The sequence below is a fragment of the Microbacterium suwonense genome (genome assembly GCF_030296555.1).
Lineage (GTDB): Bacteria > Actinomycetota > Actinomycetes > Actinomycetales > Microbacteriaceae > Microbacterium > Microbacterium suwonense.
The window spans coordinates 955256-969107 of record NZ_AP027728.1; the positions used below are offsets into that span (position 1 = coordinate 955256).

At 68.5% G+C, this 13852-nt stretch carries 12 protein-coding genes and 1 pseudogene; 4 read left to right on the forward strand and 9 right to left on the reverse strand.

Annotation, left to right across the window (positions count from 1 at the left end; all coding sequences use genetic code 11):
- Positions 1-30: 30 nt before the first annotated feature.
- Positions 31-1128, reverse strand: a complete 1098-nt coding sequence (mnmA, locus tag QUE33_RS04825; protein ID WP_286302235.1) for a tRNA 2-thiouridine(34) synthase MnmA — start codon at positions 1126-1128, stop codon at positions 31-33.
- Positions 1129-1138: 10 nt separating this feature from the next.
- Entirely contained in the window at positions 1139-2314 is a 1176-nt protein-coding gene (locus QUE33_RS04830; protein ID WP_286302237.1) for a cysteine desulfurase family protein, read from the reverse strand.
- Positions 2315-2420: 106 nt separating this feature from the next.
- On the opposite strand from QUE33_RS04830, the gene glgX reads away from it, so the two are divergent.
- The 3 genes and pseudogenes from glgX (at position 2421) to glgB (ending at position 8820) form a co-directional block, all read left to right on the forward strand.
- Positions 2421-4490, forward strand: a complete 2070-nt coding sequence (gene glgX, locus QUE33_RS04835; RefSeq protein ID WP_286302239.1) for a glycogen debranching protein GlgX — start codon at positions 2421-2423, stop codon at positions 4488-4490.
- A gap of 111 nt (positions 4491-4601) precedes the next feature.
- Positions 4602-6616, forward strand: a pseudogene (locus tag QUE33_RS04840) (alpha-1,4-glucan--maltose-1-phosphate maltosyltransferase).
- Positions 6613-8820, forward strand: coding sequence for a 1,4-alpha-glucan branching protein GlgB (gene glgB, locus QUE33_RS04845; protein WP_286302241.1), 2208 nt, complete (start codon positions 6613-6615; stop codon positions 8818-8820). The pseudogene QUE33_RS04840 and the gene glgB overlap by 4 nt, the downstream one beginning before the upstream one ends.
- 4 nt (positions 8821-8824) lie before the next feature.
- Here the strand turns inward: glgB and QUE33_RS04850 are convergent, their stop codons facing one another.
- From QUE33_RS04850 to QUE33_RS04865, 4 genes are all read right to left on the reverse strand, one after another.
- Positions 8825-9763, reverse strand: a complete 939-nt coding sequence (locus QUE33_RS04850) for a tetratricopeptide repeat protein (RefSeq protein ID WP_286302242.1) — start codon at positions 9761-9763, stop codon at positions 8825-8827.
- Positions 9760-10554 carry a DUF8094 domain-containing protein gene (locus QUE33_RS04855; protein ID WP_286302243.1) on the reverse strand — a complete coding sequence of 265 codons (795 nt, stop codon included), beginning with the start codon at positions 10552-10554 and terminating at the stop codon, positions 9760-9762. The genes QUE33_RS04850 and QUE33_RS04855 overlap by 4 nt, the downstream gene beginning before the upstream one ends.
- 11 nt (positions 10555-10565) lie before the next feature.
- Positions 10566-11060: a hypothetical protein gene (locus QUE33_RS04860; RefSeq protein WP_286302244.1), complete on the reverse strand. Its 495-nt coding sequence runs from the start codon at positions 11058-11060 to the stop codon at positions 10566-10568.
- A gap of 259 nt (positions 11061-11319) precedes the next feature.
- On the reverse strand, positions 11320-11559 hold the full coding sequence (locus tag QUE33_RS04865; protein WP_286302245.1) for a hypothetical protein: 240 nt from the start codon (positions 11557-11559) through the stop codon (positions 11320-11322).
- Between the two features lie 162 nt (positions 11560-11721).
- Between QUE33_RS04865 and QUE33_RS04870 the strand changes: the two genes are divergently transcribed.
- The gene (locus QUE33_RS04870; protein ID WP_286302247.1) at positions 11722-12801 is read left to right on the forward strand and encodes an AI-2E family transporter; all 1080 of its coding nucleotides are present in this window, start codon (positions 11722-11724) and stop codon (positions 12799-12801) included.
- Between the two features lie 39 nt (positions 12802-12840).
- Here the strand turns inward: QUE33_RS04870 and QUE33_RS04875 are convergent, their stop codons facing one another.
- From QUE33_RS04875 to QUE33_RS04885, 3 genes are read right to left on the reverse strand one after another with little or no spacing between them, the layout of a single operon-like run.
- Complete coding sequence (locus QUE33_RS04875; RefSeq protein WP_286302249.1) at positions 12841-13128, reverse strand: Rv1322 family protein; 288 nt, start codon at positions 13126-13128, stop codon at positions 12841-12843.
- A 9-nt stretch (positions 13129-13137) separates the two neighbouring features.
- Complete coding sequence (locus tag QUE33_RS04880; protein WP_286302251.1) at positions 13138-13395, reverse strand: aggregation-promoting factor C-terminal-like domain-containing protein; 258 nt, start codon at positions 13393-13395, stop codon at positions 13138-13140.
- Positions 13392-13727 (reverse strand): hypothetical protein, encoded by a 336-nt coding sequence (locus QUE33_RS04885; protein ID WP_286302254.1) that lies wholly within the window; start codon positions 13725-13727, stop codon positions 13392-13394. Before QUE33_RS04885 ends, QUE33_RS04880 begins: the two co-directional genes overlap by 4 nt.
- Between the last annotated feature and the right edge of the window lie 125 nt (positions 13728-13852).

Below are 13852 nucleotides of genomic sequence, written 5' to 3' on the forward strand. Positions count from 1 at the left end.
GCCTGCGCCGAGGGGGATGCTGGCCGGAGGTCAGGCGTCGACGGGCACGGCCGACACGGTCGTGTCGATCGTGAACTGCCCCAGCACCCGGGTGCCGATGTACAGCACGGCGCTCTGACCGGGGGCGACGCCGTCCAGCGGCACATCCGGCACGACCCGCACACCGGCTTCCGTCACGAATGCCTGAGCCGGAACGGGCTCGGAATGCGCACGGATCTGCACCTCGCACGCGAACTCGGATGCTGACGGCGCCGCCCCCGCCCAGGAGAACCGCTCCCCCGAGATCTCGGCGATCGCGAGGGCCTCCTTGGGGCCGACGACGACGGTGTTCGTCACCGGACGCACTTCGAGCACGAAGCGGGGCTTCCCGTCCGGTGCAGGCACGCCCAGATGCAGCCCGCGGCGCTGGCCGACCGTGAACGCGTGCGCGCCCTCGTGCGTGCCGATCACCGCACCGGTGCGATCCACGACCTCGCCGGTCTCGGCGCCGACCTTCTCGGCCAGCCAGCCGCGCGTGTCGCCGTCGGGGATGAAGCAGATGTCGTGGCTGTCGGGCTTCTGCGCCACGGTGATGCCGCGCTCGGCCGCCTCGGCCCGCACAAGTGCCTTGGAGGGTGTGGAGCCGAGCGGGAAGTAGGTGTGCGCGAGCTGCTGGGCGTTGAGCACGCCCAGCACGTACGACTGATCCTTGGCGCTGTCCGAAGCGCGATGCAGCTCCAGCCCGTTCTCACCGTCGACGAGCGTCGCATAGTGCCCGGTGCACACCGCGTCGAAGCCGAGTTCGATGGCTCGCTCGAGAAGGGCTGCGAACTTGATCTTCTCGTTGCAGCGCAGGCAGGGGTTCGGGGTTCTCCCCGCCTTGTACTCCGAGATGAAGTCGTCGATGACGTCGTCGCGGAAACGCTCCGAGAAATCCCACACGTAGAACGGGATGCCGAGCAGGTCCGACACCCGCCTGGCGTCGAGGGCGTCCTCGATGGTGCAGCATCCACGGCTCCCGGTGCGCAGGGTTCCGCCGGCTCGAGAGAGCGCGAGATGCACCCCGACGACGTCGTGGCCGGCTTCGACGGCGCGTGCCGCCGCGACCGCCGAATCGACCCCACCGCTCATCGCCGCCAGAATACGCATGGGCTCCAGTCTACGAGCGCGAGGCTGACCGGGGGCCGGATGCCCGGGCGTACACGTCGGCGATCACCGCGAGCACGGCGTCGACATCCGCATCCGCAGAGGTGCGGCCCAGCGTGAAGCGCAGCGCGCTGCGGGCGTCCTGCTCGGTGCGGCCCATCGCCAGTACGACGTGCGAGGGCTCGGCGACACCCGCTTGACAGGCCGACCCTGTGGAGGCGGCGACGCCGGCCATATCGAGCAGGAACAGCAGGCTCTCCCCCACCGCGCCGGGGAACAGCACATGCGCGTTGCCCGGGACCCGGTCGACCGGGTCGCCGAGGAGCTCGGCCTGCGGCACGGCCAGACGGATGCCGGCGATCAGCCGTTCGCGCAGTGCGAGCAGCCGGACGCTCTCGGCCTCGAGCTCCTTCGCCGACTCCTCCAAAGCGACGGAGAACGCCGCAGCGCCGGCGACATCCTGCGTCCCTGCCCGCAGCCCGCGCTGCTGGGAGCCGCCGTGCAGCAGCGGACTCAGGCGGGCCGAGCGCGCCACGACGAGCGCTCCGGTGCCGACCGGTGCCCCGATCTTGTGCCCGGCGACGCTCATCGCCACCAGTCCCGCCGCCGGTGGCGCCTCGCCGCGCAGCATCCGGAAGGACAGCGGGATGTGCCCCCACGCCGCCACCGCATCCAGGTGCAGCGGCACGCCGGCTTCCGCCGTGGAACGAGCCAGCGCCGGAGCGTCGTTGATCGTGCCCGCCTCGTTGTTCGCCACCAGAGCCGTTGCGACAGCCGCGCCGTCCAGTGCGGCGGCGAACGCCTCGGCATCGATGCGTGCGACCGCATCCACGGGGACCGCGCGCACCGCAGCACCCTCCGCCGAGAGCGCGGAGACGGTGTCCATCGTAGCGTGATGCTCGGCATCCGGCAGCACGATCGCATCCGCTTCCGCCGCGCGCGAGCGCCACAGCCCGTGCAGCGCCAGGTTGATCGACTCGGTGCCGCCCGAGGTGAAGACCACCTCGATGGGGTCGCACCCCAGCACGGCGGCGGCACGCTCGCGGGATTCCTCGAGCACCCGGCGCGCATCCTGCCCCGCACCGTGGGTCGACGAGGCGTTTCCGACGACCTCGGCGGCGGCCAGCCATGCCTCCCGGGCCGCCGGTCGAAGCGGGGAGGTGGCCGCATGGTCGAGGTAGAACCGCATCCTCCTATTCTCGCGCCTGCGGGAGCCACTCAGTCCGAGACCGGGAATCACCGATGCCGGCACCCGGATTCACGTCCGCGCACCGCACGGCTCTAGGCTGTCTCCCATGCCTGCGCAGACTGCCGCATCCCTTGGAGGATCCGCACTCGATGACCTCGGCGTCCGACTGCATGACGGCGTCGGCACCCTCCGGGTGTGGTCGCAGAACGCCGCGTCGGTGGAGCTGGTCGTCTTCGATGCCGACGATCTGGACTGGGAGACCGCCCAGGTGCAGCTCGAGCGCCGAGCCGGCGGCGTGTGGGAGGTCACCAGCGAGCTGCTGCAGCCGGGCACCCGTTACGCACTGCGTGTGGACGGCCCGCACGGCCCCGGCCACGTCTTCAACGCGGAGACCCTGCTGCTCGACCCCTACGGACGGGGTCTGGCCCAGGGAGACGGCTACGAGGAATGGCGCTCGGTCGTCATCGAGGACGGCTTCGACTGGGGCGGCGTCACCAAACCGCGCACACCACTGGACCGCACGATCATCTACGAGGGACACGTCAAGGGGCTCACCAAACGGCATCCGGATGTCACCCCGGCCCTGCACGGCACCTACGCCGGCATCGCACATCCCGCGATGATCGAGTACTACACGCGGCTCGGGATCACCGCCGTCGAACTGCTGCCCGTACACGCCTTCGTACCCGAGCCGCGCCTGCTCGAGCGCGGACTGACGAACTACTGGGGCTACAACACCCTCAACTTCTTCACCCCGCACACCGCCTACGCCAGCGAGGCGGCGCGCAAGGGCGGTCCGGAGGCCGTGCTCGCGGAGTTCAAGGGCATGGTCAGGCTGCTGCACGAGGCGGGCATCGAGGTGATCCTCGACGTGGTCTACAACCACACCAGCGAGGAGGGCATCGGCGGACCGCGCTCGAGCCTGCGCGGCATCGACAACGCCTCGTACTACAGGCAACAGCCGGATGGCACCTACATCGACACCACCGGCGTGGGCAACACCCTGAACACCGCGACGGACGCCGGCGCCCGTCTCGTGCTGGACTCGCTGCGCTACTGGGCCGATGACATGCAGATCGACGGTTTCCGCTTCGATCTGGCGGCGGCGCTCGGCCGGGATGCGAACCACGAATACGACCGGGAGCACCCGCTGCTCACCGCGATCCGCGAGGATCCCGCGCTGGCAGACGTCAAGATCATCGCGGAGCCGTGGGATGTGGGCCTGGGCGGCTGGCAGACCGGGAACTTCCCCGACGGCTGGAGTGAGTGGAACGACCGCTACCGCGACCGGGTGCGCAACTTCTGGCTCAGCGACATCGACTACGCCCGTCGCGCCTCCGCCCCAGTCGGGGTCGGCGGCTTCGCGAACCGCCTGGCCGGTTCCGCGAACACCTACAGCGACGAGCGTGGGCCGCTGGCCAGCGTCAACTTCGTCACGGCTCACGACGGCTTCACGCTGCACGATCTGGTCGCCTACGACGTCAAGCACAACGAGGCCAACGGCGAGGACAATCACGACGGTGCGGATATGAACCGATCGTTCAACCACGGCGTGGAAGGGCCCACCGACGATCCCGCCATCCTCGCGGTGCGGCGCAAGGCCATGCGCAACCTGCTGGGAACGCTGCTGCTCTCGGCCGGTATCCCGATGGTCACCGCAGGAGACGAGTTCGGCCGCACACAGCGCGGAAACAACAACGCCTACTGCCAGGACTCGCCGCTGAGCTGGCTGAACTGGGAGCACGAGCAGTGGCAGCGCGACCTCACCGAGCATGTGGCATTGCTCACCCGGTTGCGCGCCGAGAACCCGGCGCTGCGGCCGAGCCGATATGCACGACTGGGCGAGCACATCCCCGAGTCGAGCGTGATGGACTGGTTCGACCAGAACGGCGAGACGATGGAGGTCGAGCAGTGGAACGACCCCCGCAACCGCACGCTGCAGTACGCGGCGGCCACGATTCCACAGAACGGCGAGTCCAACCGGATCCTGCTGATCGTGCACGGCACCGAAGCACCGATCGATGTGCGTCTGCCGGACTCCATCGACGGCGCCACCGCCTTCGTCGAGCTCTGGTCGAGTGCGGATGAGACCCCGTCCGTGGAACAGCGCCGTCTCTCACCCGGCGAGGTGCTCCCGATCCCGGGAACCTCGATGCGCCTGTTCCGCGTGGAGTGACGGGGCGCGCCGCGCAGGGGTGGCGTCTGCCGCGCAGAGCGGTACATTCAAGGTGTGGCATCACGAACCGCTCATGAACCCGCGGCGCTGAGAAGCCCCGCCAGGATTCCACTGCGGCCTGCCGCCGAGACCGATCCGCCCGCCGGGGTGCGTGCGGGCCGGATCCCGCTGTTCTCCCCGACTCCGCATGTGCCGCAGGGATACTCCCCCAAGGCGTTCGTCGGCGAGGTGGTGCCGTTCGGCGTCGTGGCGTTCCGCGAGGGGCATGACCGCATCGGCGTGCATGTGAGGCTGGTCGACCCGGCCGGCACGGAGTCGCTGCACCGCCTCACCCCCTTGCCGACGGCACCGATCGCTGGCGCACCGAGATCGCCCTGGATGCCGCCGGCGACTGGCGTTATCGCTTCGAGGGCTTCGCCGACGATTTCGCCACCTGGTCGCACGCGGCGCAGGTCAAGGCCGAGGTCGGCGTCGACATCGCCGTGATGAGTGCGCTGGGCGCCTCACTGCTCTCAGCTGCGGCCGGTGAGAAGGACCGCCCCGCTGCCGAGCGCACACTGCTGCGCACTGCCGCCAGGCGGCTGCGAGAGGCGGATGCCGAAACCCTGTCGGCGGTGTCGACGGATGCCGCACTCGCCGCCGCGTTCGCTGATCGCCCACGCGCCTCCCTCGGCTCGGTGACCGACTGGCTGACGCTGACCGTGGAGCGCAAACGTGCAGGCGTCGGCTCCTGGTACGAGTTCTTCCCCCGGTCGGAGGGCGCCGTGCGACGGCGGGACGGCACCGTGCGCAGCGGCACGTTCCGCACCGCGATCAAGCGGATTCCCGGCGTGGCGGGGATGGGGTTCGACGTGCTCTATCTCGTGCCGGTCCATCCCATCGGCCAGACCAACCGCAAGGGCCGCAACAATACGCTGGTCACCGAGCCCGGCGATCCGGGCTCGCCGTATGCCATCGGCTCCCCCGACGGCGGCCACGACGCGCTCCATCCCGAGCTCGGCACCGAGAAGGACTTCCGCGCACTGCTTCGCGCCGCGCAGAAGCACGGGTTGGAGGTGGCGCTCGACCTCGCGCTGCAGGCATCGCCGGACCATCCGTGGGTGAGCGAGCACCCCGAGTGGTTCACGACACTTCCCGACGGCACGATCGCCTTTGCCGAGAATCCGCCGAAGAAATACCAGGACATCTACCCGCTGAACTTCGACAACGACCCCGCAGGGATCTACGCCGAGATGCTGCGCATCGTGATGCACTGGGTAGGGCTCGGCGTGAAGATCTTCCGCGTCGACAACCCGCACACCAAACCGCTGCAGTTCTGGGAGTGGCTGATCGCGCAGGTGCGCTCCGCCGAGCCGGATGTGGTGTTCCTCGCCGAGGCCTTCACCCGGCCCGCCGTGATGCGTGCGCTCGCAGCCGTCGGATTCCAGCAGAGCTACTCGTACTTCACCTGGCGCAACACCAAGGCGGAGCTCGAGGAGTTCCTCACCAGCGTGTCGCACGAGACCAGCGACTATATGCGGCCGAACCTGTTCGTGAACACGCACGACATCCTCACCGAGTACCTGCAGTTCGGCGGACGGGCGGCCTACCGCATCCGTGCCTGCATCGCCGCGACGGCGGCGCCGGTGTGGGGCGTGTACGCGGGGTACGAACTGATCGAGAACGTCGCGCGCCCGGGTTCCGAGGAGAACATCGACAACGAGAAGTACGAGTTCAAATTCCGCGACTGGGAGGGCGCCGAGGAGCGCGGCGAATCCCTGGCCCCGCTGCTGAGGCGGCTCAACGAGATCCGTCGATCCCACCCTGCACTGACGCAGCTGCGCAACATCGCCTTCCACTGGAGCGACGACGACTCGGTGCTGGTGTACTCCAAGCATCTCGACGGGGCGTTCACCGGCACCGGTCGCAGCGACACGGTGATCGTCGTCGCGAATCTCGATCCGCATTCGGTGCGCGAGACGACGGTGCACCTCGACACGCGCATCTGGGGCATTCAGCCCGGTGATGGCTTCGAGGTGGAGGATCTGATCACGGGCTCGATCTGGACGTGGAGCGATCACAACTACGTGCGGCTCGACGCCTTCGCCGAGCCCGTGCACATCCTGAGGGTGAAGGAGCGATCATGAGTTACATCGAGGATGTCTCTGTCTCCGAGGAATGGGAGAAGGCGGCCGTCGGCGCGCATCACGACCCGCACGCCCTGCTCGGCGCGCATCCGAGCACGGATGCCGCGGGGCGCACCATCACGGTGATCCGCACGCGTCGACCGCTCGCAGAATCGGTGACCGCGGTCTTCCTGGACGGCGACCGCCTTCCGCTCGCGCACGTCGCCCACGGCATCTGGGAGGGCAGACACGCCGGTCCGCCGTCGGCCTATCGCATCGCCACGGTGTACGCGGGTCAGAACGAGACACTCGCCGGCGACCCCTACCGGCATCAGCCGGCGCTGGGCGACCTCGATCTGCACCTGATCGCCGAAGGCCGTCACGAGCGACTCTGGCAGGTGCTGGGCGCCCATCCGCGTGTGCTCGACGGTGACACCGGCGTCGACTTCGCCGTCTGGGCGCCGAATGCTCAGGCCGTGCGGGTCTGCGGCGACTGGAACGGCTGGAACGGCGAGGCCCACGCGATGCGCTCGATGGGCGGCAGCGGCGTATGGGAGCTCTTCATCCCCGGAGTGACGGTCGGCAGCCGCTACAAGTTCGAGATCCTCACCCCGGAAGGACACTGGATCCTCAAGGCCGACCCGATGGCACAGGCCGCAGAGGTGCCGCCGGCGACGGCATCCGTCGTAGCTCTCAGCGCGTACACGTGGGCGGACGGCGCCTGGATGACGCGTCGCGCCGCCACCCATGCCGTGGCACAGCCCATGTCTGTGTACGAGCTGCACCTGGGCTCGTGGCGCGAGGGTCTCGGCTATCGCGATATCGCCCCAGAGCTGATCGAGCATGTCAGGGCCACCGGGTTCACGCATGTGGAGCTGATGCCGGTCGCCGAGCACCCCTTCGGGGGTTCCTGGGGCTATCAGGTCAGCGGCTACTACGCGCCCACCAGCCGCTACGGCTCACCGGACGACCTGCGCTACCTGATCGATCAGCTGCACCAGGCGGGGATCGGCGTGATCCTGGACTGGGTCCCTGGTCATTTCCCCAAGGACGATTTTGCGCTGGCCCGGTTCGACGGCCGTCCGCTGTACGAGCATCCCGACCCGCGACGCGGTGAGCACCAGGACTGGGGCACGCTGATCTTCGACTACGGCCGCAACGAGGTGCGCAACTTCCTGGTCGCGAACGCGCTGTACTGGCTCAGCGAGTTCCACATCGACGGGCTGCGCGTGGATGCCGTGGCCTCCATGCTCTATCTGGACTACTCGCGCAAGGACGGCGAGTGGGAGCCCAATGTGCATGGCGGGAGGGAGAACCTGGAGGCGATCCGTTTCCTGCAGGAGGTGAATGCCACCGCCTACCGACTGCACCCGGGAATCGTGATGATCGCCGAGGAGTCCACCGCGTTCCCTGGTGTCACCGCGGCGACGACCGCTGCCGGCCTGGGGTTCGGGTTCAAATGGAACATGGGCTGGATGAACGACTCCCTGCAGTACATGAAGCGGGACCCGCTGCACCGTGCCCACCACGAGGGCGAGATGACCTTCTCGTTCGTATACAGCTTCGGCGAGAACTACGTGCTGCCGATCAGCCATGACGAGGTGGTGCACGGCAAGGGCACGCTGGTGTCGCGGATGCCGGGCGATCATGCGCAGAAGCTCGCGAACGTTCGTGCCTACCTCGGGTACATGTGGGGTCATCCCGGCAAGAAGCTGCTGTTCATGGGTCAGGAGTTCGGGCAGATCGGTGAGTGGTCCGTCGACCGCGAGCTGGACTGGTGGCTGCTCGATCAGCCCTCCCACGCCCAGCTGCAGCATTTCGTCACTGCCTTGAACACCGTCTACCGCCGCCAGGCTCCGCTGTGGGAGCGCGACAACGACAGCGGTGCTTTCGCGCGGCTCGGTGCCCCGACGTGGGATCCCAGCGTGATCGCCTTCGAGCGCCGCGACGCGCACGGCGGGCGTCTGGCCGTGGTCGCCAACTTCGCGGGGGTGACGCGCACCGGGTATCGGCTGGAGCTCCCGCGCGAGGGCTCATGGCAGGAGGTGCTGAACACGGATGCCGCGGAGTACGGCGGCACGGATGCCGGCAACCTGGGCCTGATCGAGGCGCACCGCGATACCGAGCACAGCGCGGCGATCGCAAGCGTGACGCTGCCCGCACTGTCGACGATCTGGTTCCGTCACCAGCCCGATCCGCACATCCCGACCATCGGCCGGGGATAGCGGGTCAGAACAGCAGCGAGGCCAGGCGGGTGCGCGCCGCGGCGACCCGCGGGTCGCTGGATCCGACGAGGTCGAACAGCTCGACGAGCCGTTCGCGCACGGGCGTGCGCTGCTCGGGCTCGACGGCAGCGAACAGGTCGAGCAGGCGAGAGAACGCGTCCTCGATGTGGCCACCGGCAAGGTCCAGATCCGCCACCTGGAACTGCGCCTCGAGATCCGTCGGGGCGGCGGCCGCGGCGGCCCGCACCTGCTGCAGATCCAGTCCCTGCACGCGATCCAGCAGCCGCACCTGGCCGAGTCCGGCCTTGGCGTCCTCGTCGCGCGGGTTCTCCGCCAGCGCACGCTGATAGGCATCGATCGCGCGCGCGTAGTCGCCTTCCTCGATCGCCGCGTATGCCTCGGCGTGCAGCGGCGGCATCGGAGCCTCGTGCGGCTCCTCGGCCTCCTCCGCTCCCGCAGCGTCGCCGACGGGAACCGACCCGGTCACGCCGTTCTGCGCGGCCACCTCGAGCAGACGGGTGAAGACCTCGCGCACCTGTGCCTCGGGCACGGCTCCGGTGAACATCGGCACCGGCTGGCCGCCGATGAGCGCGACGACCATCGGGATCGACTCCGCGCGGAAGGCCTGAGCGATCTGCGGGTTGGCGTCGACATCCACCTTCGCGAGCATGACCCGGCCATTCAGCTCACGGGTGACCTTCTCGATCACCGGACTGAGCTGCTTGCACGGGCCGCACCACTCCGCCCACAGGTCGACGACCACCGGGACGGTGCGCGACAGCTCGAGGATCGAATTGAAGGTGGCATCCGTCACATCGACGACGACCCGCCCCGATTCGGGTTCCGCGGTGCTCTGCGCTGCGGACTCCGGGGCGGCGGCACGGCCACGCAGGCTGGACAGGTCGACGGCACCACGAAGGGCCGCGGCAGAGATCTCGGTCACTTGATCACCTTCACACTGAGGAGGTCCTGATGGTACGCCAGCAGGCGGATCTGCTGGTTCGAGCCCTGTGCGGGCACGGCGAAGAACAGCTGGATGCCGTAGGTAGTGATATAGCCCTTCGATGACTCCGTCGCACCCGTGAGCGCCTTGGCCTGCGCATCGGTGCCGAATCGGATGACGGCGTCCGGATTGGTGGGCGTGACGGTCTGGGTGTCGTCGACGCTCACGGCGACGACAGCACCGCTGCCGAGTGTGGCCAGCGACAGCGGTTCGTAGTCGGCGGGAGTCATCTTGAACTCCGCCTTCGACGTCTTGTCGGCCTTCGCATCCGCTGCCTTCTGCACCACGGCCGCACGACTGTCGCGCACGGCCTTGGCCAGCTGCCCGGCGACGTCGTCGAAGTCTCCGGCGTACTCGCTCTTGTCGCCGGCATCGACGAAGTCGGAGAATGCCCCGGCGAGCTCAGCAGGCGGCAGGGACAGGAAGGCCGATTCGGCGGGCACGCGGGTGGTGCCGAGCCAGGCAGGCGCCACCTGCGGGAACTCGCCCGATGCAGGCATCTCCGCCATCGAAGTCACTCGGTATGCAGCCCACGGGTCGACCTGTGTCATGGTCACCAGCACGGGCGGCTTGGTCTCGTCCTCGGCGGCCGTCAGCGCCAGCACGTTGCGCGGCCAGCTCTCGGTCGCCTCGGGCAGCAGAATCGGCACCTTGCCGGCCGGGCTCAACAGCGTCGTGTCACGATCCTCGATCTTGCTCCGCAGCGTGTACTCGGTCTTGCGCGCCGCCAACGCAGCCCCGGTCAGCCGCGTCTCCGCGAGGAAGCGTCCAGAGCGGCATCCGCGTCGGCGAGCGTCGCGGCGATCTCGCCGACGATGCGCTGTCCCTGCTTCTGGGTGACCACGGGCTGCTTCTGATTCTCGGGGGTGACCACCGTGGCCGATGGCGTCGGAGTGGGTGTGCCGCCGTCGAACTGCGGCCAGGAATCCGCGGTGCAGCCGGTGGCCAGCACGCCGGTCAGCGCCAGCGCGGGCAGGGCGATAGCCAGACGCCGCCGGGGTGGCAAGGAGCGCTGTGCGCGTCCCGGATCGGCATCCGCGACTCCGGCGATCTCGGCATGCTCGGGCATCGTGATCGGCTGGGTCTCGGGCAGCGGACCCGGCCCCTTCCGACGCGGCCCCCGACCACGACGCTGATGGCGGATGCCAAGGATGTAGAGCACGATGCCCGCCGCGAGGAGAACTCCCCGGCGACCATCAGCGGGCCCGCCCACGGAGTGCGCGTGTCCAGCGCCCATGACACCAGGATGTTCGAAGGCGCCGGCTGCACGCCGTCCCTGGCGATGAGCACGCCGTTTCCCTCGGGGAGCTGCATCTCGGCCACCAGTGCGTCCTGGTCGGCGAAGGAGTCCAGCCAGAGGTCGGATCCCACCGGTGAGCGTCCGGAGGTCTCGCCACCCTCGGCCGGGGGCAGCTGCGCATCCACATGCGCGGTCTTCGGGTTGCCGGACTTGGTCAGCGTGACTCGGTCGTACGCCGTGTCCGAAAGCCAGGCCTTCATGTCGTCGGTGCGGCCATATGCGACGAAGATGTCGCCCTTCCTCGCACCAGCAGCGTCTGCAGGCCGGTGTGCGCACGCAGCACATCGGCGTCCACGAGCACGTATGGCGTGGGCTCATCGACAGACAGCTCCATCCGCTGCTCGGTGGGGCCCATGAAGATGGTCCGCTGAGCGATTCCCGCTCCGATGAGAACCGTGGCCAGCACGAAGGCCACGACGGCCCATACGAATCGCACGAATCAACTCCTTACGTGACCGCGGGCATCCGCCGACAGTCTCCGCTCGACATTTCAGACTATCGAAAGCACCTGTGCATTGCCCACGAGCATTCTCCCGCATGCCCTGCGCCTCTGATCGACCTGGACTATTAGGCTTGCTCGCATCCGACCGGGAGAACGATGAAGATCCACAGCCCTTTCCGCACCGCCCTGGTGGCGACGCTCGGCGTCGGCCTGGGCATCATGCTGCTCACCAGTGTGCAGATGCTCTCGACCGTGCTGCTCTACATCGGCACCGCACTCTTCCTGAGCCTGGGCCTGGATCCGCTGGTGTCCTTCCTCGCCCGGCGCGGCATGCCGCGCTGGGCGGCGGTGGTCACGACCATCGTCGCCGTGCTCGGAGCGTTCTCGGCCATCGTGCTGATCGTGCTGCCGGTCGTCATCGAGCAGATCTCGCAGCTGGTGGCGAAGGTCACCGATCTGATCATCCACGGCGATCAGACCGTGCAGAGCCTCCGAAAATGGATGACCGAGACCTTCCCGAACCTGCGGGTGGACGATGTCTTCGCCTACGTGCAGGATTGGTTGGCCAAAGAGGATTGGGCCAGGAACGTCGCCGAGTGGAGCGGCTCCATCGGCCAGGGCGTTCTGGTCGTCGGCGGTGCCGTGCTGACCGGGCTGTTCGGTGCATTCATCGTGCTGGTGCTCACGATCTATCTGACCGCGTCGACGCCGTCGCTCAAACGAGCCGTCTACCAGCTGGTGCCGGCATCGCGCCGGCAGCGCTTCATCGACATCGCCGACCAGATCACCGACTCCGTCGGCCATTATGTGATGGGCCAGGTCACGCTCGGCGTGATCAACGGCATCCTGAGCTCGATCTACCTGTCCATCATCGGCGCACCGTTCACCGCAGTGCTCGCCGTGATCGCTTTCTTCTTCTCGCTGATTCCGCTGGTGGGTACGCTCACCGGCTCCGCGATCATCGTGCTGGCCTGCCTGCTGCCCGGGGTCGGTTCGCCGGGGACGGCCATCGCTGCGGCCATCTACTATCTGATCTACATGCAGATCGAGGCGTACTTCCTCGCTCCGCGCATCATGAGTCGTGCGGTGGCCGTCCCCGGGGCAGTGGTCGTCATCGCCGCACTGTCCGGTGGCGCCCTGCTCGGCCTGCTCGGGGCGCTCATCGCGATCCCGGTCGCCGCCAGCATCCTGATCATCTACCGCCAGGTGATAATCCCGCGTATGAACGACCAATAGGGTGCGGCGCCGACGACAACCGCTGCGGCCCATCGCAGCTCACGCGATCCGCCAGCAGTGCGGATGCCAGTGCCGCCGCGCGGCCAGGTCGGCGGCCTCCCCCATCACGCCGTCCGCGCGCCAGGCGACCAGGTGGGCCGTGCCGGGCAAGATGCTCCGCCCGCAGCCGGGGCAGCTGTACTCCTTGACCGCACGCGAGGCGGACACCGGCTGCACCGTCCACTCATGACCCCGACGGGTCTCCTGGCTCTTCCAGCCCGCCAGGAGCCGATCGAAGGAGTCGTCAGCGCGGGGCCGCTCGGGGCGCCGTCGGCGTGATCGTGCCATGCCTGCGGTCTACCACCAGTGATTGCGGGTCCAGAACCCGTACGCGTTCGCCCAGCTGCCGTAGCGTCCGATGGCGTAGCCGCTCCCCCACCGCAGGTTGTCGACCGGGTTGTAGCCGTTTCCGGGAACCTTGCTGCACGGCAGCGCCTGGACGAGTCCGCAAGCGCCGGAGGATCGGTTCGTCGCGTTCGGGTTCCAGCCGCTCTCGCGTGAGACGATGTAGTCGACGTATCCCCAGTCGCTCTGGGCGATGCCGGCCGCCGTCATCCACTGCTCCTTGCTGCCGCCACCGGTGTACTTCGGCCGTGCCGCACTGCCGCCGCCCCGGATCCGGTCGACGCCGTCTGCGGCTTGGGCTTGGGCTTGGGCTTGGGCTTGACGTACACCTCGAAGGACCCGCGCTCGACGGGCTCGATGGCAGCGCCCTCCACGGTGACCGTGAGGTCCTGAGTGTCGTCGACGGCGAGCGAGAAGGCTGTGACCGTGTTCTCGGCTGATGCGCTCGGGTCCGCCACTGCGGTGCCGGTCGGAGCGAGCAGAGCGGCCGAGAAGCCGATCACGGCGAGGCCTGCGCCGAAGGCACTGAGGCGCCGGCGCAAGGGGATCCTCTTCGCCGGACGGGACGCGTTCGGGCGCGTCGAGTTCGATATCGATTCGTTATCGGGAGTCACGATGGCCATCATTCTATGCAGAACTGCCTGGGACGTCCATGAGAGCGCGCCGG